This window comes from Mycobacterium deserti (assembly GCF_025345615.1).
Lineage (GTDB): Bacteria > Actinomycetota > Actinomycetes > Mycobacteriales > Mycobacteriaceae > Mycobacterium > Mycobacterium deserti.
The window spans coordinates 606,902-630,200 of record NZ_JAODWD010000004.1 but is presented as its reverse complement, the minus strand read 5'-3'; the positions used below and the strand labels follow the sequence as shown (position 1 = coordinate 630,200).

The following is a 23,299-nucleotide window of genomic DNA, read 5'->3' as shown; positions in this document are numbered from 1 at the left end:
CGACAAGGCAGACATGGCCGAGGCGGAATCGTCGGCCATCGAGCTCGATGCCGAAGATACCGAAGCCCACGACGAGGTGACCGCGACCGAACCCGTCGCCAAGAAGCGCGGCGGCGTGCGCAAGTGGGCGCTACCCGTGGTGCTCGCGGTCGCATTGCTCGCCTCCGCAGGCGTGGCGGCTTGGATGTACTTCAATCAGTACCGGCCGGACCAGCAGACCAATGCCGACGCCCAGAGGGTCGCGATCGACGCGGCTTCGTCCGGCGCGGTCGCGTTGCTGTCGTACTCACCGGAGAGCCTCGACCAGGACTTCGCGGCAGCGAAGGAACGGTTGACCGGCGAATTCCTTACGTACTACACACAATTCACCGAGCAGATCGTCACCCCAGCCGCCAAGGAGAAGCAGGTCAAGACCGAGGCGTCCATCGCCCAGGCGGCGCTGGCGGAGATCAAGCCCGAGTCGGCCGTGGTGCTGTTGTTCATCAACCAGACGACCACCAGCAAGGAGAACCCGGACGGCGCCTTCGCGGCCAGCAGCGTGAAGGTGGCCTTGACCAAGAGCGACGACCGCTGGCTGATTTCGGCGTTCGACCCCGTGTAGGTCGGCGGTGCACAACCGGCGCGACCAAGCTGTCTCGGCCATCGTGTCGCTCCCGCTCTCGGTGGCGGACAACAGAGCGGCCGTGTTCGCCCCGCTAGCGGGTCTGCCACCCTTGGTGCGATTGATCGACACACTGCTCGACGCTGCAATCGAGCAGAGCCGCATCGTCGTCGCGGTGGCCGCGCCGCTCGCCGACGACGTACGCGAGTTCCTTGCCGGCCATCAGCTGCCTGAGGTGCGCATCGCGGTCGCCGCGGAGTCCGGGTCGCGGGCGGAGTGCGTGGCTGCGGCGCTGAAACTCGTTGCCGGCGACGTTGTTCCGGCCCACAGCGTGCTGCTCTGCGACGTCCGGCAACCGCTGACGCCCGTCGAACTGTGCGCCCGGGTGATCGCGGCCCTCGGGTCGGCCGCCGTCGTGTTGCCCGTCCTGCCGCTGACCGACAGCGTCAAGGTCGTCGACGCGCGCGGCACCGTGCGCGGCACACTCGATCGGGCGACCCTACGCGCGGTGCAGTATCCGCGCGGCTTCGCCGTCGACATCCTCACTCAGCTACTTGCGCAGCGTGCGTCCGATGAGTTCGACGAACTCGACGAGACGCTCCGCGCCGGCGTTCCGCTCACCGCGGTCGAGGGGGATGCCGAGGCGTTGTGCGCCGACCTTCCCCGGGACGCGCAGTTCGTCGAGGCGATCATCGCCGGGGGCGCTGGGCACGGTCGATGAGAAGGCGTTCGGCCACGGCGATGTCGCGGGCGTAGGTGACCTTGAGGTTGCGCGGTTCGCCGGGGAAAGTGCGCACCTCGACGTCGGTGTAGGCCTCGACGCACGACGATGTGTCGGTGCCCTCGAAGCCGTCTCGATCCGCCGCCCGATACGCGTGCAGCAGTGGGCCGGCCTGAAACGCCTGCGGTGTCTGTACCCGCACCGGCGCACCGGCGCCAGACATGGCGGCGATTTCGGCGCCCGTCGCCCAGACGACGTCCGGGACGGCCAGCGCGGGGATCGCGCCGCCGAATTCGCGGGCGACCGCGAGCGCGGTGGCGAACATGTCCAATTCGGCGACCGGTCGTGCGGCGTCGTGGATCAGGACGGCATCGACGGCGCCGGAATCGATGTCAGCGGCCAGATAGCGCAGCACGTTGTTCTCCGAGGCGTGTCTGCTGTCGCCGCCCTCGACGAATTCCACAGCGGCGGCGGGCAACTCCCGCCTCACCGTGGTCTCGGCCAGCTCGCGTTCGCCGCGCCGGAACACCAGGACCACGCGCGCCACGTCGGCGCATCGGTCCAGCGTGTCCAGCGACCACGACACCATCGAGAGCCCCGCAACCTGCAGGTACGCCTTGTTGCCGTCGGCGCCGACCCGGGTGCCCATACCCGCGGCCAGCACCACCCCGACGGCGTAGGGCTCCACGGGTGTGCTCACCCTCGTATCTTGGCATTGTGCGACGCCCCCTGACGATTCTCATTTCGGGCGTCGGTGTCGCCGGTCCGGCGCTGGCGTACTGGCTGCACCGGCGTGGGCACCGTCCGATTCTGGTCGAGCGGATGCCGCAACTGCGGGTCGGCGGGCATGCCGTCGACATCCGCGGCACCGCGCTCGAGGTAGTCCGCCGGATGGGTCTCGTGTCCGCCGTGCGCGACGCGCGGACGCAGATCGACACGCTGTCGGTCGTGCGCCCCGACGGGCGTCGCACCTACGACATACGACTGCGTCCCTCGCATGAGACGCGTGGCGATCACGACGTCGAGATCATGCGTGACGATTTGGTGCGCATCCTGTTCGACGCGATCGCCGAGGACGTCGAGGTGGTCTTCGGCGACTGGCTGTGCGCCATCGCGCCACACGAGAACGGCGGCGTGGCCGTCGAGTTCGAGCACGGCTCCCCGCGCGAAGTCGACGTGGTCATCGGTGCCGACGGGCATCACTCAAGCGTTCGCGAGCTGACTTTCGGGCCCGAAGACCGGTTCACCACCCACCTCGGTGCATACCTGTCCATCTACACGCTCGACAACGCCCTCGGGCTGGCCGACCAGGCGGTGCTGTACAACGAGCCCGGCCGCGGCGCTGCGATGTTCACGGTGCGCGGCAACGAGCGGGCGAAGGCGGTTCTGCTGTTCCGCAGCCGGCCTCTCGACATCGACTTCGGCGATCCGGGAATGCAGTGGGCGCTTCTGCGGGAGCGCTTCGACGGAATGGGCTGGGAGACAGCACGTCTCATCGATGCTCTGCCCCACGCCCACGACTTCTACTTCGACGAGATGAGTCAGGTGAAGATGCCGTACTGGTCGAAGGGGCGGGTCGGCTTGCTCGGCGACGCTGGGTTCGGGCCGTCGCCGATGTCCGGACAAGGTACCTCGCTGGCCTTGATCGGCGCCTATCTGCTTGCGCACCATCTCTCGAACACGGCAGACCCAGTGGAGGCATTGGCGTTGTGGGAGAGCGGTTTTCGACAAACCGTCACACAGAACCAGGACTTGGCGACCGGCGGGTTGACAGCCCTACTGCCCGCTTCGCGGACCGCTATTCTGGCACGAAACCAGGCGGTTCGAATGCTGCCGGTGCTGGCGCGACTGGGACTTGGCTTCGGCGGGCGGGTCGAACGCGCCTCGCGCGCAGTGATCCTGCCGGATTGACGGGGCGTCAGGTCGCGACGTCGAACGTCGCGATCACCTTGGTCGGCCTGATGCGGACCACAAGTTCGCCGGGCACGCCGTTTCGTCTTCCAAACTCCTCGGCCCGCTCCGCGCCCATGTACCGGGCGCCGGTGCGGGTCGCGATGTCGAGAAGGTCGCAGGGATCCTCGCTTATCGACGCGACGCCCTGCACCTGAACGAACGAGTACGGCGGCCGCGATTCGTCGACGCACAGCACAACCCGTGAATCACGAGCCAGGGCACGGCCTTTCGCAGTGTACTTTCCGGTGTTGAACGCCAGTTCGTCATCGTCGACGACGAACCAGACGGGCGCCACCAGCGGCCTGCCGTCGGACGCGACGTAGCCGAGCATGCCGGTGCGGGTGCCTTCGGACAGGAAGTCGATGACGTCATCGGTCAAGTGGTCCATCCGGCCACGGTAGGACGCGCCGGCCCGAGCCGTCGACCGTCAGTCCTCCGCGTGCCGGTTGTAGTCCCACTGCTCGAGGTGGGCCTGCAGGTGGTGCAGCCCGATCGCAAGCAGCGTGATTCCGGCAGCGGCGCAGACCATCGTCAACGCGTTCACGGCCGTCTCGGCTGGGCTGCGCGGTCGGGATGGCTGCGGCGGAGGGGACCGCACACCGAGTGGACGACTTGTTTGTCGGCGCCGTGACCGAGCGCCTCGAACGCGCGCGATCGCATGTCGTGGTAGCGCGTGCGCTCCTGGGCGACCCAGCTCTCAACCCACTTGTCCAACAGTTCTCCGGCCCCCAGCAGCGGAAGCAGCTCGGCGACCAGGTCGGGATCCAGGTCGCCGCGGAGCAGCCGTTCGATGCCGTCGACGGCGTCGTGCCAGTCGACCGCGACATCCGGTGACAGTTGCAAATACTGCGGGTCGATCAGCAGCAGCGGCTCGGCGCCTGCCGGTCGCAGCCGCCACATCGCCGAGCGCAGGCTCGCCACTGCCCGTCGCGTCTGGGCGTGCGGCCACAGCGTGGCACAGACCCACAGGCGATGGACGGGACGGCGTTTGAGTGCTAGAAGTGCGACGAGTCGTTGGCAGGCCGGTGGTAACTCGACCGGCCGATCACCGTCATGAACTGCGAATTCGCCGAGTAGTTGCACGTTGAACTGTTGCACTCATCGATCGTCTGGCTTCGCCCGACCGCAGGCATGCGTAGTGCACTACTCCTTTCTCGGGGACCACCCACATCCATCGCGCCCACCGCCGCGGCCATGAGGTTCGATGTAGCGGGGAAAGGACATGTTGCAATGACTGAGGCGCACGACCGGCCGTCGACCACCAGTCGGCGTGGGATCCGTCGGATGACAGGACGCGACCCGCACGAGGAGCACCGGGCGGCCACGCCGCTGGAGTTGCTCTTCGACCTCACCTTCGTCATCGCGTTCGGCATCTCGGCGAACGAGTTCGCGCACATGCTGGCCGAGGAGCACGTCGGCGCCGGCTTGATCGCCTTCTCGATCGCAACGTTCTCGGTGTGCTGGGCATGGATCAACTTCAGCTGGTTCGCGTCGGCCTACGACACCGACGACTGGATCTATCGGTTGATGACGATGCTGCAGATGGTCGGCGTCATCGTGATGGCACTGGGCTTCCCGCCGATGTACGCGTCGATCGAGCACGGCGATCACGTCGACAACAGGGTCCTGGTCGCCGGCTACGTGGTGATGCGCATCGCTCTAGTGGGGCAGTGGTTGCGCGCGGCCAAACAGGACCCAGAACACCGTCCGGCCTGTCTGACCTACGCGATGTGGGTCACCATCGCACAGGTGGGCTGGGTCGCCGCCCTCGTTCTCGACACCTCGGTCCCGGTGACGGTCGCGGTGATCGTGCTGCTGATCGGGGTCGAGACGCTGGGGCCCGTCCTGGCCGAACGGAAGATCCGCACGCCGTGGCACGCGCACCACATCGCCGAACGCTATGGGCTGTTGGCCATCATCGCGCTCGGCGAGGGCGTGGTCGGCACGGTCGCCTCCCTGTCGGCGGTCGTGTCGGCGCAAGGTTGGACTTCCGACGCGGTGTTCGTCGTGGTGGCGGGGGTGGGGCTGACTTTCGGAATGTGGTGGTCGTACTTCGTGGTGCCACAGGCCGAGCTGCTGCATGCCCACCGCGAACGCTCATTCTGGTTCGGGTATCTGCCCATCGTGATGTTCGGCGCGATCGTTGCGACGGGAGCGGGGCTGCACACCGCGGCGTACTACATCGAGCACCACTCGAAGCTCGGCTCGGTCGGGACGGTGTTGTCGGTAGCCGTACCGGTCGGGATCTACATCGTCTCCCTCTATGTCCTCTACACCGCGATCGTGCGACGCGTCGAGAGGTTCCATCTGATGTTGATCGCGGTGACCGCGGTGGTGCTGGTGGTCGCGGTGCTCCTGGCCAACGCCGGGTTCTCGATGGCGAACTGCCTGTTGGTCGTGACCTTGGCGCCCATGGTGACGGTGATCGGTTATGAACTGGTGGGCCATCGGCGCGCGGCCGACGCGGTTGCGCGCGTGAACAAGCAGGGCTAGTCACCCCACGCGGTTTCAGCGGCTCGCGTCTCGGGTACGACTTAGTGAGCCGTTCGAGGCGATCGAGTAAGGGAACGCAGTACCCTCCCTCGCACCTGCGAGCAACCCCGTTCCGTACGGTCAAAAAGCGGCCTCGGTTCACGCTCTGCGTGCTGCGGATCTCGTGATCGCCTCGGCGGCTTCCACTTTAAGTGGCCTGGAAGGAGCGGCGATGCCGAAGACGACGAACAGCGGCAACGCCAAGAAGAGTGAGCTGCCGAGCACACTGCAGAAGTCAGACGCCAAGGCACAGCGCACTTTCGCCAAGGCTCACGACGCGGCCGCCGACGAGTACGGCGAAGGGGAACGGGCTCACCGCACCGCCTACAGCGCGTTGAAGCACAGCTACGAGAAGGTCGGCGACCACTGGGAAGCCAAGTCGGAGAAGGGTCCTTCGGATCAGCGAGCCGGGAGCGGCGGGCCCAATGCCAAAGGCGAGTCGGCCGAAGGCGTCAACGCCAATGCGACGAAGAAGCACCTGCTCGAGATCGCTCGCCGGCTCGACATCCGAGGGCGGACGACCATGAGCAAGGACGACCTGGTGACGGCGATCAAGAAGGCCAATCGCCGGGAGTCGGCGCGCAACCGCTAGCGACCCGCGTACCGGGTCTCGAAGGCCTCCAACAGCATCCGGTCACCCCCTGCGGGTTGTGAGCCAACCGCGGCGCGCATGGCCCGCCGCGCCTTCTGCCGGGTGATCAGAATCCCGGCGGTGGCAAGCGCCCACACCGCGTACTGCACCGTCCACGCCAGCCGGAACGACTCGGTTGACAGGTCACCCGCTGCGTCGAGTATGACGCCCATCGCCTGCATGACCAGCAGGGACGCAACGAACCCACCCATGTTCACCATGCCCTGTGCCGTGCCGAGCGTGGCGCTGGGATTGAAGGTGCGCGCGAAGTCGAATCCGACCATCGACCCCGGTCCGCCGACCGAGATCACGATGACGAGCAGTACCAGCAGCCACAGAGGCGACCGGCCCGGCAATGCCAGCACCACGGTCCAGGCAATGGCGTTGCTAGCGATGATCGCCAACACCAGGCGCGACCGGCGATGCGGGTGGCGGCCGGTGAAGATGCCGATGACGACGCCCGCCGAGATGGCGGTGACGACCGAAAGGGACAGCAGCGTTCCCGCGACGGCTGTCGACAGGCCCTGGGCCGCCGTGAGGTACGGGACGCCCCACATCAACGCGAACACCGTGACGGAGAACTGCGTGCCCATGTGGGTGAAGAATCCCAGTCGTGTTCCCGGCCGCAGCCAGACGGTCTTCACGCTGCTGAGCACCTCGTGCACCGACGTCGAATCCGTCGCCACGACGCGCCCATTCGGGGTGTCCTTGACCAAAGCCAGCGTGAGGACCATGGACACCACGCCCAGCGCGGCGACCGCCACGTAGGCCGTCGTCCATCCCGCTCCGGCGAGTAGCGCGAAGAACGGGACCGCCGACAGCACCTGACCGAGTTGACCGCAGATGCCGGTCAGCTGCGTCACGAGCGGAACCCGGCGGGCGTCGAACCATTGCGGCACCAACCGCAGAACGGAGATGAACGTCACCGCGTCGCCGAGGCCGAGCACAGCCCTTGCGGCGATGGCGGCGGGCAGCGACTCGGTGAAGGCCAGGGCGAACTGTCCCGCCGCCATCAGGCCCGCACCGGTAAGGATCAGCGCCTTCGAGCCGAACCGGTCGAGAAGCAGGCCCGCGGGCACCTGTGCACCGGCGTAGACGATGACCTGAAGGACGACGAAGGTCGACAGCACGCCGGGACTCGCGCCGAACCGCTGCGACGCGTCCAATCCCGACACTCCGAGCGTGGTGCGGTCGAGCACCGCGACGATGTAGGCGAGCAGTCCCGTTGCCCACACGATCCAGGGACGCACACCGAACCTCTCGCCGAGTTTGTCTTAATGTCTGTCAGTTCATCTTCACGCATCTCGTCGGCCAGACGCTAATTCCGGCCTGGTGAACTCACTCACCACCTTCTTGATGTGCGGGTCAAACAAGTTGGCTGTAAACGCATGCTAACGTGAGGTAAGAAACATACTATTGTTTAAAATTGCAGATCGATGTACATATAACTGGTGAAATCCGAGGGCGCGCCATGAGGCACAAGAATTCGCTCGTATGCGACGGGCTTGGCTGCGGTGCAAAGTGGACGTGCACCCCATGCCCGCCTAGGGAGCGTTGCGGTGGCTGAGTACCGGCTTGACGATCTTGCGCGTGTCTCGGGCGTGAGCGCCCGCAATATCCGCGCCTACCGCGAGCGAGGGCTGCTGGACCCACCGCGGCGGGTGGGCCGGTCGGCGTACTACGACGACTATCACCTGTCGCAGCTGCGGACCATCAACCAGCTGCTGCGCAGGGGGTTCAACTCAGCGCACATAGCCGAGTTCTTCACCAGCATGCGCCAGGGCGCCGACCTGGCCGACATCCTGGGCATTCAGCGTGCCGTGCTGGGACCGCAGGGCGGCACGGGCGTCGAAGTCGCGAAGAACGGTTCGTCGCCCGCGCCACCTGCCGGGGGACGTGGGCTCGACATCAGCCCCGACAGCGACGAAGCGCGGACGCTGATCTCCTACGAGCTGGCCGAGGTCATCGACAATGCCGTCGTGCTGGTCGACCCGACGATGGCCGAGATCGTGGCGCGGGCCGGCAGCCACATGCTGTACGTGCGCGCGCTCCTGCGGATCTTCGAAGGCACGCGCGCCGCCGTCGACAACGTGGCGAGCGCGTTCGTGCACGCGCTGACACAGAGTGTGACCGCGCGGTTCGGGCCCAACTACGTTCCCCGGCCCGACGAGATGGACGAGCTGACCGGAATCGTGCAGGACTACCGCGACCTCGGCAGGCGCGTCGTGCGGGACCGGTTGGACAAGTCGCTACAGGAGCAGATGGTCACCGCGCTGTCGGAGTACACGGCGGACGTGCTGGTCAGCCGGCAGCTCGAACCGAAAAACGACGTGGCGCGCTAACCGCGGGCCGTCGGCGGGTCACCGCCGAGACGCTGGGCCAGCCACACCGGGACGATCGCCGCGATGGTCAGCGCCGCGGCGACCACGTTGATGACGGGTGCCTGATTGGGCCGGAAAAGGTTGCCGAAGATCCAGATCGGCAACGTCTGCACCGTCGGGCCCGCGGTGAACGTCGTCACGACGATCTCGTCGAAGGACAGTGCGAAGGCCAGCACCGCGCCGGCCACCAGCGCCCCGCGCATCATCGGGAACGTGACGTAGCGGAAGGTCTGCCAGCGTGAGGCGCCGAGGTCTTCGGAGGCGTCCTCCAGGTCGCCGCCCAGCCGACGCAGTCTGGCCTGGGTGTTGTTGAAGACGATGACGATGCAGAACGTCGCGTGCCCGACGATGACGGTGGCCAACCCGAGCGTGACGCCCAGCGCCGAGGTGAACGTCGCATTCAGCGCAATGCCGGTGACGATGCCGGGAAGGGTGATCGGCAGCACCACAAGCAGATTCACCACTTGTTTGCCGAAGAAGTCGTAGCGGGCGGCGGCGAATGCGGCCATGGAGCCCAGTACCAGCGCGATTAGCGTCGCCGCCAGACCGACCAGCGCCGAGTTCGCCAGCGACTGCCACATGCCCTCGCTGCGCAGCGCATCGGCCCACCACCGCAGCGTCAATCCGGTGGGCGGGAACGCAAACGTGCGTGACGCATTGAACGCGTTGACGACGACCAGCAGCAGTGGGGCGTACAGGAACAGCAACACCGCCACTGTCCACGCACCTGCGGCGCGGCGAACACCGTTGGCGCACATCAGATGTTCTCCAACGCACCGGTACGCCGCACCGCCAGCAGGTAAATCACGATGGCCACGAGGGGAATGAGCGACAGCGCGGCGGCCAACGGCTGGTTGTTCGCAGTGACGAGCTGACCGTAGATTATGTTGCCGAGCATCTGTGTCTTGCCGCCAACGATCGTCACCGCGATGTAGTCGCCCAACGACAGTGAGAAGGTGAATAGCGACCCCGCGGCCAGCCCGGGAAGAATCAACGGCGCCACCACCATTCGCAACGTCGAGAGGTCAGAGGCGCCGAGGTCGGCGCTCGCGTCCAGCAGCGAGTCCGGAACCCGCCAAAACGCGGCGAACACCGGTAGCACCATGTACGGCAGCCACAGATAGGTCAGTGTCACGATGGTCGCTGTCAGACCGTAGCCGGGGCTGTAGCCCGTCGCCCAGGCCATCGGCCCCTCGGGTGAGAGCGCGATCCGCCACGCATAGGCCTTGACGAGATAGCTCGCCCACAGTGGGGTGGTCACCGCGACCACCAGTGCCAGTCGCAGGCGAGGCGAGGCCACCTTGGCCATGAAGAACGCCAACGGCACCGCGAGTACGGCGCATAATGCGGTGACCGCCAGGGCCACCGAGACCGTCCGCAGCGTCGCGGTCCGGAACACCGCGTCGGTCAGTACACGTATCACGTTGTCGGTGGTGAAGGTGTGCACCACGGCGCCGGTGAACGCGTTCGTCGTCCAGAACGACGAAACCAACAGCACCCCGAGCGAACCCAGATAGGCAACGGTCAGCCACGCCAGTGGCGGCACCAGCAGCAGCCCCAGGCCGATCCGGCGGGCCAGGGACGGAGGCAACGTCGCGCGTGACGACGTCAGCCCTTGATCTGCTGCCACCTGTCGACCCACTCGCTGTAGGCCGTGCAATCGTCGCCGCTGCCGTCGACGCACTGCGTCTGGGGAGTGGTCCAGTAGCGGATCTTGGCGGCGAACTCCTCGTCGGTCGCGTGATAGATGTCGCAGAAATCCGGCTGGCTGGTGAACTCGCACGCCTTGGTCTGCGCGGGCGCCTCACCGAAGTATTCCGCGACCTGGGCGTTGATCTCAGGCGAGGAGATCCAGTCCATCCACTTGTACATGCAGTTCGGATGCGCGGCCTTCGACGCGATCATCCAAGAGTCCGACCATCCCGTCGAACCCTCCTTGGGCAGAACAGTATTCACCTGCACCTTGTTGTCGGCGCCGATGGCGTTGGCGATCACCTGCCACGTGGTGCCGATGACCGAGGTGCCGGATTCGAACGCCTGCACTTCCTTGGTGTAGTCCGACCAGTACTCGCCGATGTTCTCGCGTTGCTTCTCGAGTAGTTCGACAGCGGCGTCGAGTTGTTCGGGTCGCAGCGAGTACGGGTCGGAGATGCCGAGATCGGGTTTGGTCTTGGACAGATACAGCGCGGCGTCGGCGATGTAGATGGGGGAGTCGTAGGCGGTGACCTTGCCCTTGTACCTGTCCGCGTCGTCGAACACCGCCGCCCACGAATTAGGCGCATCGCGGACGACTTCGATGTTGTACATCAGCAGATTGGCGCCCCAGCCGTGCGGGATGCCGTACATTTGGCCGTCGACGGAGTTCCACGACTTGTTCTTCAGGAACGACGAGATCGTCTCGTAGTTGGGCACCAGATCGGTGTTGACAGGCGCGACGTCGCCGGCGTAGATCATCCGCAGCGTGGCGTCGCCGGAGGCCGAGACGCCGTCGTACTGACCGGATCTCATTAGCTGCACCATCTCGTCGGAGGTGTTGCCGATCTTGACGTTGACCTGGCAGCCGGTTCGCTGCTCGAACGGGGTCACCCAGTCGGCGCTGTCGTCGTTCGAGCCGTCCTCCACATATCCGGCCCACGCGACGAGGTTCAACCGGCCCTCGCCGTCGCCCACGGCGGTGAGCGGCTCCATGTGCGGCGGCGTCTCACCGCTGTCGCCGGGTTGGGAGCCCGAACAGGCGACTGCCAGGGCGGCGCACGCGGTGACCGCAAGAGCGCTGCGCACTGCGAGTAAGGGCATCGATCACTCCTCGTTGGACGAGAGGGCATACACGGCTTTGTCGGGCCATGCCAGGGTGATGGCGCTTCCGTGATGGAGATCCGGCGGCAGCCACTTGCTGCTGGCGGTGAGGACGGTCGCGGTGAGATTGACGCCGCGAGTGGTCCTGGCGGTGATGCGGGTGGTGGCGCCGGCATAGATGACCTCGGACACGGTCGCCTCGACGGCCCGCACGCCGGACACCGCGTCGGTTCCCTGCGCGAAGACACCGATGCGCTCGGGGCGCACCACGAACGTCCCCGCGCGGCCCAGGATTTCTTCGGCGGCGGCGCCGTCGAGCACGTTCGACGTCCCGACAAAGTCGGCGACGAACCGATTCGCCGGATTCTCGTACACCTCGCGCGCCCGACCGACCTGCTCGATGCGGCCGTCGTTGAGGACGGCGAGACGGTCGCACAGCGACAGCGCCTCGTCCTGGTCATGGGTCACGATGACGAAGGTGATCCCGACCTCGCGCTGAATGGCCTTCAACTCCACCTGCATCCGTTCGCGCAGCTTCAAATCGAGCGCCCCCAGCGGCTCGTCGAGCAGCAGCACGCGCGGCCGGCCGACCAATGCCCGTGCCAGGGCGACGCGTTGACGCTGGCCGCCCGACAACCGCGACGGCCGCCGCGGGGCGTACTCGGTGAGCTGCACCATGTCCAGCGCGTCGGCGGTGCGGCGCCGGCGTTCGGTCCTCGGCACGCCGCGCACCTTCAACCCGTATTCGACGTTCTGCCCGACGGTCATGTGTGGGAACAGCGCGTACTCCTGAAAGACGGTGTTGACGTCGCGGCGGCGTGCCGGCAGCCCGGTGACGTCGAGGCCGCCGAGCTTGACGACTCCGGCGGTCGGCCGCTCGAAGCCCGCGATCAGGCGCAGGACCGTGGTCTTCCCGGACCCTGAAGGGCCGAGAAGCGCGAACAGTTCGCCGTCCCCCACCGTCAGGTCCGCACCCGCGATTGCGACCGTCTTGCCGAACTCCTTGCGGACGCCGACGAGTTCGACCTGTGTCGCGTCGACCGCCGCGCTGTTCACCGGCGCGGCGTCGCGGACCGCGTCGGAAGGCATGGCCAATCGTAGGAACGGAACCGGCGACAGCGCAGGGATTCGAGGGTGCTTTGAGGGTGCTTCGAGGGTGAATTGTGATGTCACTGTTACCAGTGGCGTTGCCGTGAATTTTGGGGCCGCTGTCGTATTCTGTGGCACGTGTCAATAACGCGGCGCGACGTCTTGAGGAGCGCGCTCGCGGCGCCGGCCGTATTGGCCGCGGGGACCGGTCTGCAGACCCTGGCGTCGGCGGTCGCTCCGGCGCAGGCCGCAGCCGCACCGATGGGCGTGCTGCTCGACTACGCCGCGGGCGTCATCAAAGCCTCCGACATCCGCGCGTCCGGCGCACTGGGCGCCATCCGCTACGTCTCGGACCGGCGACCGGGTGGGGCATGGATGCTGGGTAAGCCCATTGCGCTGCCCGAAGCGCGCGACCTCTACAACAGCGGCCTGAAGATCGTGTCCTGCTACCAATACGGCAAGCAGGACACCGCGGACTGGCTCGGCGGTCAGAACGCCGGCGTCCAGCATGCGAAACGGGGCTGGCAACTACACGTCGCCGCCGGCGGCTCGTACGGGGCGCCGATCTACGCATCGATCGACGACGACCCGACGTTCGAGCAGTACAAGCAGCAGGTGGCGCCGTTCCTGCGCGGCTGGGAAGCGGTGCTGGGCCGTCAGCGAGTGGGCGTCTATGCGAACTCCAAGACCATCGAGTGGGCGCTGCAGGACGGGCTGGGCTCGTATTACTGGCAGCACAACTGGGGGTCGCCCGGCAGGGTGGCCCATCCGGCCGCACACCTTCATCAGGTCGAGATCGACAAGCGCTCAGTCGGGGGTGTGGGCGTGGACATCAACCACATCCTCAAGCCCCGATTCGGGCAGTGGGATTAAACCTTACCGATCAGTAAGTAGAGACAGCAAACTCCTTGGCCGCACCGGTGCGGGCGACGAGACACATTTGGACCACGTGTCCACTCCCAGCGTCGCGACATCGCTGGTCAGGAGAGCCGAGAAAATTCACATAACGATTAGATAACAATACTGCCTTGATCAGCGCAGTTACCTTACTCAGCCGTAACCACCCGCATGCAGGACGTTTGTCCCGGATGGCTTCTGCGGGTGCGTTACCGCGCGTTATCGAGAAAGCGGTTACCCGTGCGTAGAACTCATCAGTAACCATTTCAGGCCCCGAAGAGGGTGCATTTCTTATGCCACTCTTAGTACGGCTGGAGTGCCCCGCCTGGTGGTCGCGATGCGACGGACCAGCTGGATTCGACGCCGAATCGCCGGGCCCGCAGGAAACGGGCCGACGGAGCACCGATGAACAGCCGACAGACGACGAGCGAAACGCGCGAGACGGTACCGAGGGAGATAGCAAGACGTGACGATCAACGAGCAGCACCGAGTGTCCAGCGACCGCACCGCCGAGGCCTCGGACATGGCGGGTACCCACGCCCTCGTCGATCGCCTGAACGCCGGCGAACCCTATGCCGTGGCGTTCGGTGGCCAGGGCGGCGCGTGGCTGGAGAACCTCGAAGAGCTCGTCAGCTCGGCGGGCATCGAGTCGGAACTCAACGCCGTCGTCGGTGAGGCCGAGCTGTTACTCGAGCCGGTCGCGCGCGAGCTGGTGGTCGTTCGGCCCATCGGCTTCCAGCCCATGCAGTGGGTCCGCGCGCTGGCCGCCGAGGAGCCGCTGCCCGCCACCAAGCAACTGATCACTGCCGCGATCTCCGGCCCAGGCATCCTGCTGGCCCAGATGGCCGCCATTCGCGCGCTGACGCGTCAGGGACTGGATCTGTACGAGACCCCGCCGGTGGCCATGGCCGGACACTCACAGGGCGTCATGGCCTGCGAGTCGCTGCGGGCCAAGGGCGTCAAGGACGCAGAGCTGTTGGCGCTCCTGCAGCTCATCGGCGCGGCCGGCTCGTTGGTCTCGCGGCGGCGCGGGATGGTTGGCCGGGGCGACAAGTCGCCGATGGTCTCGGTCACCAACGTCGACCCCGACCGCATCGCCGAGCTCCTCGAGGAGTTCTCCACCGACGTGCGCACCGTGCTGCCGCCGGTGTTGTCCATCCGCAACGGACGACGCTCGGTCGTCATCACCGGCACCCCGGAGCAGCTGGGTCGGTTCGAGCTGTACTGCGCCAAGATCACCGAGAAGGAGGAAGCCGAGCGCAAGAACAAGCTGCGCGGCGGCGCGGTGTTCAGCCCCGTGTTCCACGGCGTACAGGTCGAGGTCGGCTTCCACACGCCGCGGCTGGCCGACGGCGTCGAGGTGGTCGACCGCTGGGCCGAGAAGTGCGGCATCGACGCAGCGATGGCCCACGAGATGACGGAGTCGATCTTCGTGCGGCCCATCGACTGGGTGTCCGAGGTGGAGCGGCTGCACCAGGCCGGCGCGAAGTGGATCGTCGACCTGGGCCCGAGCGACACCGTGACGCGGTTGACCGCGCCGGTGATCCGCGGCCTCGGCGTGGGCATCGTGCCCGCCGCCACGCGCGCGGGCCAACGCAACCTGTTCACCGTCGGCGCCGAGCCCGAGGTCGCGCCCGCGTGGTCGAGCTACAAGCCGACGCCGGTGACGCTGCCCGACGGCAAGGTCAAGCTCTCGACGAAGTTCACCAGGCTGACCGGCCGCTCGCCGATCCTGTTGGCCGGCATGACCCCGACGACCGTTGACGCCAAGATCGTCGCCGCGGCGGCCAATGCGGGTCACTGGGCCGAGCTGGCGGGCGGCGGTCAGGTCACCGAGGAGATCTTCGACGACCGCATCGCCGAACTGACACAGCTCCTCGAGCCGGGCCGGGCAATCCAGTTCAACACCCTGTTCCTCGATCCGTACCTGTGGAAACTGCAGGTGGGCGGAAAACGACTGGTGCAGAAGGCCCGTCAGTCGGGCGCGCCGATCGATGGCGTGGTGGTGTCGGCCGGAATCCCCGAGCTCGAGGAAGCCGTCGAACTGATCGAAGAGCTCAAGAGTGTGGGCATCAGCCACGTCGTGTTCAAGCCGGGCACGGTCGAGCAGATCAAGTCGGTCATCAAGATCGCCGCCGAGGTGCCCGGCAAGGACGTGATCGTGCACATCGAGGGCGGCCGCGCGGGCGGGCACCACTCGTGGGAAGACCTCGACGATCTACTGCTTTCGACGTACGCCGACCTGCGCAAACTGACGAACATCACCGTCTGCGTCGGCGGTGGGATCGGCACGCCCGAGCGGGCCGCCGACTACCTGTCGGGCCGTTGGGCCGAGGAGTACGGCTTCCCGGCCATGCCGGTCGACGGCATCCTCGTCGGGACCGCGGCGATGGCCACCGCGGAGGCCACGACCTCGCCTGCCGTCAAGCAGATGCTCGTCGAGACCACCGGCACCGACCAGTGGATCAGCGCCGGGAAAGCCCAGGGCGGCATGGCGTCTTCGCGCAGCCAGCTCGGCGCCGACATCCACGAGATCGACAACACCGCCTCGCGGTGCGGCCGGCTGCTCGACGAGGTCGCCGGCGACGCCGACGCCGTCGCCGCGCGGCGCGAGGAGATCATCGCCGCGATGGCCGACACCTGCAAGCCGTACTTCGGCGACGTCGGCGACATGACCTACCTGCAGTGGCTGCAGCGCTACGTCGAGCTGTCCATCGGTGCCGGCGACAGCACCGCCGACACCGCGTCGGCCGGCAGTCCCTGGTTGGCCGAAACGTGGCGTGACCGCTTCGCCGACATGCTCAAGCGCGCCGAGGCGCGACTGCACCCGCTGGACTCCGGCCCGATCCTGACCGCTTTCGACGACAGCGCCGAAGGCCAGACACTGCTGGACAATCCGGGCCAGGCCATCACCAAGCTGCTGGAGCGCTATCCGGACGCCGAGACCGTCAAGCTGCACCCGGCCGACGTGCCCTTCTTCGTCACGCTGTGCAAGACGCCGGGCAAGCCGGTCAACTTCGTGCCGGTCATAGACAAGGACGTCCGGCGCTGGTGGCGCAGCGACTCGCTGTGGCAGGCGCACGACGCGCGCTACACCGCGGATCAGGTCTGCATCATCCCCGGCACGCAGGCCGTCGCAGGCATCACCCGGGTCGACGAGCCGGTCGGCGAATTGCTCGACCGCTTCGAGCAGGCCTCGATCGACGAGGTGCTGGCCTCCGGTGCGCAGCCGACCCCGGTCGTCTCGCGCCGTCAGGCCAGGGTCGACATCACCGGTCCGCTCGCCGTCGTCCTCGATTCGCCCGACGTGTTGTGGGCCGGTCGCACCGCCATCAACCCGGTGCACCGCATCGGCCCGCCCGACGAGTGGCAGGTCAACGAAAACCGGGCCGCCACACACCCTTCCACGGGTTCACGGCTGGAGCGCTCCGGTGACGTCGTGACGCTGTCGGTGCCGTTGTCCGAGGTGTGGATCACGATTCGCTTCACGCTGCCGTCCTGCACGGTCGATGGCGGCATGCCGGTCGTCACCGTCGAGGACGCGTCGGAGGCGATGCGGTCCGTGCTGGCCATTGCGGCCGGTGTCGACGGACCGGAGTCGTTGCCGCCGGTGCACGACAACACCGCGAAGGTGTCCGTCGCATGGGACCCGGAGACCGTCGCCGACCACACCGGCGTGACCGCCACCTTCGGCGCTCCGCTGGCGCCGGGCCTGACACTGGTGCCCGACGCGCTCGTCGGCCACTGCTGGCCCGCGGTCTTCGCGGCCATCGGTGCCGCGCTCACCGATGACGGCTTCCCCGTCGTCGAGGGCCTGCTCAGCCTGGTGCACCTGGACCACGCCGCCCACCTGCTGGCGCCCATGCCGAAGACGACAGCCGAATTGACCGTCACCGCAACCGCTTCGGCGGCCACGGACACGGAGTACGGCCGCGTCATCCCGGTGCAGGTGCAGATCGCCGACGTCGACGGGGCGGTACTGGCCACCCTCGAGGAGCGGTTCGCGATCCGCGGCCGCAACGGCGGCGCCGAACTCGCCGACCCGCCGCGGGCCGGCGGGGCGATCACTGACAATGCGACCGACACGCCGCGGCGCCGTCGCCGCGACGTCACGGTCACCGCGCCGACCGACATGAGCGCCTTCGCCGTGGTGTCCGGTGACCACAACCCGATTCACACCGACCGCGCCGCCGCTTTGCTGGCCGGGCTGAAATCGCCCATCGTGCACGGCATGTGGCTGTCGGCGGCTGCGCAGCACGTCGTCACCGCCACCGACGGCAAGCCGGCCCCGCCGGCCCGCGTGGTCGGCTGGACCTCCCGGTTCCTCGGAATGGTGTTGCCCGGCGACGAGATCGACTTCCGCGTCGACCGCGTCGGCATCGACCGCGGCGCCGAGATCGTCGAGGTCACCGCGAAGGTCGCGGGCGACCTCGTGATGTCGGCGACGGCTCAGCTGGCCGCACCGAAGACGGTGTACGCGTTCCCCGGCCAGGGCATCCAGCACAAGGGCATGGGCATGGAGGTACGCGCCAGGTCCAAGGCCGCCCGCAAGGTGTGGGACAGCGCTGACAAGTTCACCCGCGAGACGCTGGGCTTCTCGGTGCTGCACGTGGTGCGTGACAACCCGACCAGCCTGATCGCGTCCGGCGTGCACTACCAGCACCCCGAGGGGGTGTTGTATTTGACGCAGTTCACGCAGGTCGCCATGGCGACCGTGGCCGCCGCGCAGGTCGCCGAGATGCGTGAGCAGGGGGCGTTCGTCGAAGGTGCGATCGCCTGTGGGCACTCCGTCGGTGAGTACACCGCGCTGGCCTGTGTCAGCGGGGTTTACGAACTCGAGGCGCTGCTCGAAGTGGTGTTCCACCGGGGCAGCAAGATGCACGACATCGTGCCGCGCGACCACCTGGGCCGGTCCAACTACCGGCTGGCCGCCATCCGACCGTCGCAAATCGACCTCGATGATGACGACGTCACCGACTTCATCGACGAGATCGCCGAGCGCACAGGCGAGTTTCTGCAGATCGTCAACTTCAACCTGCGCGGTTCGCAGTACGCGATCGCGGGCACCGTCCGTGGGCTCGAAGCGCTTGAGGAAGAGGTCGAGCGCCGTCGCGAGATCAGCGGCGGCAAGCGGTCGTTCATCCTGGTGCCCGGCATCGACGTGCCGTTCCACTCGTCGGTGCTGCGTGTCGGCGTCGGCGATTTCCGCCGGTCCCTGGAGCGGGTCATGCCGCGCGACCAGGATCCCGACCTGATCATCGGCAAGTACATCCCGAACCTGGTGCCGCGGCCGTTCACGCTCGACCGCGACTTCATCCAGGAGATCCGCGATCTGGTGCCCGCCGAGCCGCTGGACGAAATCCTGGCCGACTACGACACCTGGCGGAACGAGAAGCCGCGTGAGCTCTGCCGCAAGGTCGTCATCGAGCTGTTGGCATGGCAGTTCGCCAGCCCCGTGCGATGGATCGAGACGCAGGACCTGCTGTTCATCGAGGAGGCCGCGGGTGGTCTCGGGATCGAGCGGTTCGTCGAGATCGGCGTGAAATCGGCTCCGACGGTCGCCGGGCTTGCGACGAACACGCTGAAGCTGCCGGAGTATTCGCACAACACCACCGAGGTGCTCAACTCCGAGCGCGACGCGGCGGTGCTGTTCGCCACCGATACCGACCCGGAACCGGAGGCGGAGGAGGACGACGCACCTGCAGCCGTCGCGGCGGCCCCGGCCGAGGCGGCTCCCGCTGCGGCGCCGGCTCCGGCGCCCGCCGCGCCGAGCGGCGGTCCCCGGCCCGACGACCTCACCTTCGACGCTGCCGATGCCACGATGGCGCTGATCGCGCTGTCGGCCAAGATGCGGATCGACCAGATCGAGCCGTTGGACTCGATCGAGTCGATCACCGACGGTGCCTCCTCGCGGCGCAACCAGCTGCTGGTCGACCTGGGCTCCGAGCTGAACCTCGGCGCCATCGACGGTGCGGCCGAGGCGGACCTGTCCGGGCTGAAGGGTCAGGTCACCAAGCTGGCACGCACCTACAAGCCTTACGGCCCCGTGCTTTCCGATGCGATCAACGACCAGTTGCGCACGGTGCTCGGGCCGTCCGGCAAGCGGCCGGCCTACATCGCCGAGCGGGTCAAGAAGACCTGGGAGCTCGGCGACGGCTGGGTCAAGCACGTGACCGTCGAGGTGGCACTGGGCACCCGCGAGGGCTCCAGTGTGCGCGGTGGGGCGCTCGGAGGTCTGCACGACGGTGCGCTGGCCGACGTGGCGTCCGTGGACAAGGTGATCGACGGCGCAGTCTCGGCAGTGGGTGCGCGCCAAGGCGTTTCGGTCTCGCTGCCGTCGGCCGCCGGAGGTGGCGGAGGCGTGGTGGACTCCGCCGCGCTGGGCGAGTTCGCCGAGCAGGTCACGGGTCGCAACGGCGTGCTCGCGTCGGCCGCGCGTCTGATCCTCGGCCAGCTGGGCCTCGAGACTCCCGTCGTTGTACCGGAGGCCTCCGACGCCGAGCTCATCGATCTCGTCACCGCCGAACTGGGTTCGGACTGGCCGCGTCTGGTGGCACCGGCGTTCGACGGCCGCAAGGCGGTGCTGTTCGACGACCGCTGGGCCAGCGCCCGCGAGGACCTCGCGAAGCTGTGGCTGATGGACGAGAGCGAGATCGACGCGGACTGGCAGCGCTTGTCCGAGCGCTTCGAGGGCGCCGGGCACATCGTCGGCACCCAGGCCACCTGGTGGCAGGGCAAGGCGCTGGCGACGGGCCGCAACGTCCATGCCTCGCTGTACGGCCGCGCCGCGGCGGGCGCCGAGAACCCCGGAACGGGCCGGTACAACGACGAAGTCGCCGTTGTCACAGGCGCTTCGAAGGGGTCGATCGCCGCATCGGTGGTCGCCAAGCTGCTCGACGGTGGGGCGACCGTGATCGCGACCACGTCCAAGCTCGACGACGATCGGCTGGCGTTCTACCGCACGCTTTACCGCGACAGCGCCCGCTTCGGCGCCAAGCTGTGGGTGGTGCCCGCCAACATGGCGTCCTACACCGACATTGACGCACTGGTCTCCTGGGTCGGTTCAGAGCAAACCGAAAGCCTTGGGCCGCAGTCGATTCACCTGAAAGACGCCCAGACACCGACGCTGCTGTTCCCGTTCGCGGCGCCGCGGGTGAGCGGTGATCTGTCCGACGCCGGTTCGCGCGCCGAGATGGAGATGAAGGTGCTGCTGTGGGCAGTGCAGCGGTTGATCGGCGGACTGTCGCACATCGGGGCCGAGCGCGACATCGCCGCACGGTTGCACGTCGTGTTGCCCGGCTCACCGAACCGGGGCATGTTCGGCGGTGACGGCGCCTACGGCGAGTCGAAGTCCGCGCTGGACGCGCTGGTATCCCGGTGGAAGGCCGAATCGTCTTGGGCGCAGCGGGTTTCGCTGGCACATGCGCTGATTGGCTGGACCAAGGGCACCGGGCTGATGGGCCACAACGACGCCATAGTCGGGGCGGTCGAGGAAGCCGGCGTGACCACCTACACCACCGACGAGATGGCGAGCATGTTGCTCGACCTGTGCGACATCGAGTCCAAGGTCGCCGCGGCGCGTGAACCGCTTCAGGTGGACCTCACCGGTGGTCTCGCCGAGGTCGAGCTCGACCTGTCCGAACTGGCGACGAAGGCCCGCGAGGAGATGGTGGCCGAGAAGACCACGGAGGAGGCCGACGACCACGGCACCATCCGTGCGCTGCCGTCGCCGCCTCGTGGTTACAAGGCAGCACCGCCGCCTGAATGGGACGACCTCGATGTCGATCCGGCTGACCTGGTGGTCATCGTCGGCGGCGCCGAGATCGGGCCGTACGGCTCGTCGCGCACCCGCTTTGAGATGGAGGTCGACAACGAGCTGTCGGCGGCCGGCGTGCTGGAGCTGGCGTGGACGACCGGCCTGGTCAAATGGGAGGACGATCCCAAGCCGGGATGGTACGACACCGAAAGCGGCGACTTGGTCGACGAGGGCGAACTCGTCGAGCGGTATCACGACGCCGTCGTCGATCGCGTCGGCATCCGTGAGTGGGTGGACGACGGTGCGATCGACCCGGATCACGCTGCCCCGCTGCTGGTGTCGGTGTTCCTCGACAAGGACTTCACCTTCGTGGTGTCCTCGGAGGCCGACGCGCGGGCGTTCATGCAGTTCGATCCCGAACACACGGTCATCGCGCCGGTGCCCGACAGCTCGGACTGGCAGGTAACCCGCAAGGCGGGCACCGAGATCCGGGTGCCGCGCAAGGTGAAGCTGTCACGCACCGTCGGCGCACAGATTCCGACCGGCTTCGACCCGATGGTTTACGGCATCACGCCCGACATGGCGTCGTCGATCGACCGAGTGGCGCTGTGGAACCTCGTCACCACCGTCGACGCGTTCCTGTCGGCGGGCTTCACGCCCACCGAGCTGATGCGTTGGGTACACCCGAGCCTGGTGGCCAGCACGCAGGGCACCGGCATGGGCGGCCTGACGTCGATGCAGACGATGTACCACGGGAACCTGCTCGGCCGGAACAAGCCGAACGACATCCTGCAGGAGGTCCTGCCGAACGTCTTCGCCGGACATGTGGTTCAGAGCTACATCGGCAGCTACGGCTCGATGATCCACCCGGTCGCCGCCTGTGCGACGGCCGCGGTGTCGGTCGAGGAGGGCGTCGACAAGATCCGACTGGGCAAGGCGGAGTTCGTGGTCGCGGGCGGCTACGACGACCTGACGCTCGAGGCGATCATCGGCTTCGGTGACATGGCGGCCACCGCCGACACCGAGATGATGCGCGCCAAGGGCATCAGCGATTCGAAATTCTCCCGCGCCAACGACAGGCGCAGGCTCGGCTTCGTCGAGAGCCAGGGCGGCGGCACGATCCTGCTGGCCCGAGGCGACCTCGCGGTCGAGATGGGTCTGCCTGTGCTTGCGGTGGTGGCCTACGCGTCGTCCTTCGGCGACGGTGTGCACACCTCGATTCCGGCTCCTGGGCTGGGTGCGCTGGGTGCGGGCCGCGGCGGCAGGCAGTCGCAGTTGGCGCGCTCGCTGGCCAAGCTCGGCGTTGGGCCCGACGATATCGCGGTGGTGTCCAAGCACGACACCTCGACGTTGGCCAACGATCCCAACGAGACCGAGTTGCACGAACGTCTCGCGGACTCGCTGGGTCGCTCCGAAGGCGCGCCGCTGTTCGTGGTGTCGCAGAAGAGCCTCACCGGCCACGCCAAGGGTGGTGCCGCGGCCTTCCAAATGATGGGGATGTGTCAGATGCTGCGCGACGGCGTGATTCCGCCGAACCGGAGCCTGGACTGTGTCGACGACGAACTGGCCGGCGCAGCGCATTTCGTCTGGCTGCGCGACACCCTGCGACTGGGCGACAAGTTCCCGCTGAAGGCGGGCCTGGTCACCAGCCTCGGCTTCGGACACGTGTCCGGCATGGTCGCGCTGGTGCATCCGCAGGCGTTCCTCGCGGCGCTGACCCCCGAGCAGCGGGAGTCGTACAAGCAGCGCGCCGGCGAGCGCGTGCTCGCCGGCCAGCGCAGGCTGGCATCGGCGATCGCCGGTGGACGACCGATGTACGAGAAGCCGGCCGACCGCCGGTTCAGCGACGAGGCGCCGGAGAAGCGGCAGGAGGCCGAGATGCTGCTCGACCCGGCGTCGCGGCTCGGTGACGGTGACGTCTACGTCCGGTGATGAGCGCTTG

16 protein-coding genes are annotated in these 23,299 nt (G+C 67.4%); 8 read left to right on the top strand and 8 right to left on the bottom strand.

Features of this window, described 5'->3' with window-relative positions; genetic code table 11:
* The first annotated feature begins 13 nt into the window (after positions 1–13).
* Both N4S67_RS19300 and N4S67_RS19295 read left to right on the top strand, forming a co-directional pair.
* Positions 14–601 (top strand): hypothetical protein, encoded by a 588-nt coding sequence (locus N4S67_RS19300; protein WP_313959965.1) that lies wholly within the window; start codon positions 14–16, stop codon positions 599–601.
* 82 nt (positions 602–683) lie between these two features.
* Positions 684–1,322 (top strand): IspD/TarI family cytidylyltransferase, encoded by a 639-nt coding sequence (locus N4S67_RS19295; protein ID WP_260994586.1) that lies wholly within the window; start codon positions 684–686, stop codon positions 1,320–1,322.
* On the opposite strand, the gene N4S67_RS19290 is transcribed toward N4S67_RS19295, so the two are convergent.
* Positions 1,291–1,971 carry an IspD/TarI family cytidylyltransferase gene (locus N4S67_RS19290; RefSeq protein WP_390893451.1) on the bottom strand — a complete coding sequence of 227 codons (681 nt, stop codon included), beginning with the start codon at positions 1,969–1,971 and terminating at the stop codon, positions 1,291–1,293. The two genes, N4S67_RS19295 and N4S67_RS19290, sit on opposite strands and share 32 nt — an antisense overlap.
* Before the next feature lie 68 nt (positions 1,972–2,039).
* Here N4S67_RS19290 and N4S67_RS19285 point away from each other — a divergent pair, with 68 nt between their 5' ends.
* Complete coding sequence (locus N4S67_RS19285; RefSeq protein WP_260994584.1) at positions 2,040–3,233, top strand: FAD-dependent monooxygenase; 1,194 nt, start codon at positions 2,040–2,042, stop codon at positions 3,231–3,233.
* 7 nt (positions 3,234–3,240) lie between these two features.
* Here N4S67_RS19285 and N4S67_RS19280 read toward each other — a convergent pair whose 3' ends face one another.
* Both N4S67_RS19280 and N4S67_RS19275 read right to left on the bottom strand, forming a co-directional pair.
* Positions 3,241–3,663, bottom strand: a complete 423-nt coding sequence (locus N4S67_RS19280; RefSeq protein WP_260994583.1) for a PPOX class F420-dependent oxidoreductase — start codon at positions 3,661–3,663, stop codon at positions 3,241–3,243.
* Positions 3,664–3,815: 152 nt separating this feature from the next.
* Positions 3,816–4,373 (bottom strand): AfsR/SARP family transcriptional regulator, encoded by a 558-nt coding sequence (locus N4S67_RS19275; RefSeq protein ID WP_260994582.1) that lies wholly within the window; start codon positions 4,371–4,373, stop codon positions 3,816–3,818.
* Between the two features lie 132 nt (positions 4,374–4,505).
* Between N4S67_RS19275 and N4S67_RS19270 the strand changes: the two genes are divergently transcribed.
* Both N4S67_RS19270 and N4S67_RS19265 read left to right on the top strand, forming a co-directional pair.
* Positions 4,506–5,768 (top strand): low temperature requirement protein A, encoded by a 1,263-nt coding sequence (locus tag N4S67_RS19270; RefSeq protein ID WP_260994581.1) that lies wholly within the window; start codon positions 4,506–4,508, stop codon positions 5,766–5,768.
* 211 nt (positions 5,769–5,979) lie between these two features.
* A complete protein-coding gene (locus N4S67_RS19265) occupies positions 5,980–6,399 on the top strand; it encodes a ChaB family protein (RefSeq protein ID WP_260994580.1) in 420 nt (139 codons plus the stop codon).
* On the opposite strand, the gene N4S67_RS19260 is transcribed toward N4S67_RS19265, so the two are convergent.
* On the bottom strand, positions 6,396–7,688 hold the full coding sequence (locus tag N4S67_RS19260) for an MFS transporter (protein WP_260994579.1): 1,293 nt from the start codon (positions 7,686–7,688) through the stop codon (positions 6,396–6,398). The two genes, N4S67_RS19265 and N4S67_RS19260, sit on opposite strands and share 4 nt — an antisense overlap.
* Positions 7,689–7,997: 309 nt before the next feature.
* Here N4S67_RS19260 and N4S67_RS19255 point away from each other — a divergent pair, with 309 nt between their 5' ends.
* Entirely contained in the window at positions 7,998–8,780 is a 783-nt protein-coding gene (locus N4S67_RS19255) for a MerR family transcriptional regulator (RefSeq protein ID WP_260994578.1), read from the top strand.
* Here N4S67_RS19255 and N4S67_RS19250 read toward each other — a convergent pair.
* Genes N4S67_RS19250 through N4S67_RS19235 form a run of 4 tightly spaced genes read right to left on the bottom strand, consistent with a single transcriptional unit; the run spans position 8,777 to position 12,704 of the window.
* On the bottom strand, positions 8,777–9,577 hold the full coding sequence (locus N4S67_RS19250) for an ABC transporter permease (RefSeq protein WP_260994577.1): 801 nt from the start codon (positions 9,575–9,577) through the stop codon (positions 8,777–8,779). The genes N4S67_RS19255 and N4S67_RS19250 overlap by 4 nt on opposite strands.
* On the bottom strand, positions 9,577–10,449 hold the full coding sequence (locus tag N4S67_RS19245) for an ABC transporter permease (protein ID WP_260994576.1): 873 nt from the start codon (positions 10,447–10,449) through the stop codon (positions 9,577–9,579). Before N4S67_RS19245 ends, N4S67_RS19250 begins: the two co-directional genes overlap by 1 nt.
* Complete coding sequence (locus N4S67_RS19240) at positions 10,428–11,615, bottom strand: ABC transporter substrate-binding protein (protein ID WP_260994575.1); 1,188 nt, start codon at positions 11,613–11,615, stop codon at positions 10,428–10,430. The genes N4S67_RS19245 and N4S67_RS19240 overlap by 22 nt, the downstream gene beginning before the upstream one ends.
* A 3-nt stretch (positions 11,616–11,618) precedes the next feature.
* Complete coding sequence (locus N4S67_RS19235) at positions 11,619–12,704, bottom strand: ABC transporter ATP-binding protein (protein WP_260994574.1); 1,086 nt, start codon at positions 12,702–12,704, stop codon at positions 11,619–11,621.
* A 138-nt stretch (positions 12,705–12,842) separates the two neighbouring features.
* Here N4S67_RS19235 and N4S67_RS19230 point away from each other — a divergent pair, with 138 nt between their 5' ends.
* Together N4S67_RS19230 and N4S67_RS19225 are read left to right on the top strand one after the other, a co-directional pair.
* Entirely contained in the window at positions 12,843–13,577 is a 735-nt protein-coding gene (locus tag N4S67_RS19230) for a DUF1906 domain-containing protein (RefSeq protein WP_260994573.1), read from the top strand.
* Between the two features lie 490 nt (positions 13,578–14,067).
* The gene (locus N4S67_RS19225) at positions 14,068–23,289 is read left to right on the top strand and encodes a type I polyketide synthase (RefSeq protein WP_260994572.1); all 9,222 of its coding nucleotides are present in this window, start codon (positions 14,068–14,070) and stop codon (positions 23,287–23,289) included.
* Positions 23,290–23,299: the final 10 nt, after the last annotated feature.

Bases quoted from the DNA above. Each gene is read 5' to 3' on its own strand.
- N4S67_RS19300 (WP_313959965.1), top strand. From the start codon at position 14: ATGGCCGAGGCGGAATCGTCGGCCATCGAGCTCGATGCCGAAGATACC.
- N4S67_RS19290 (WP_390893451.1), bottom strand. From the start codon at position 1,971: ATGGGCACCCGGGTCGGCGCCGACGGCAACAAGGCGTACCTGCAGGTT.
- N4S67_RS19280 (WP_260994583.1), bottom strand. From the start codon at position 3,663: ATGGACCACTTGACCGATGACGTCATCGACTTCCTGTCCGAAGGCACC.
- N4S67_RS19270 (WP_260994581.1), top strand. From the start codon at position 4,506: ATGACTGAGGCGCACGACCGGCCGTCGACCACCAGTCGGCGTGGGATC.
- N4S67_RS19265 (WP_260994580.1), top strand. From the start codon at position 5,980: ATGCCGAAGACGACGAACAGCGGCAACGCCAAGAAGAGTGAGCTGCCG.
- N4S67_RS19250 (WP_260994577.1), bottom strand. From the start codon at position 9,577: ATGTGCGCCAACGGTGTTCGCCGCGCCGCAGGTGCGTGGACAGTGGCG.
- N4S67_RS19240 (WP_260994575.1), bottom strand. From the start codon at position 11,615: ATGCCCTTACTCGCAGTGCGCAGCGCTCTTGCGGTCACCGCGTGCGCC.
- N4S67_RS19235 (WP_260994574.1), bottom strand. From the start codon at position 12,704: ATGCCTTCCGACGCGGTCCGCGACGCCGCGCCGGTGAACAGCGCGGCG.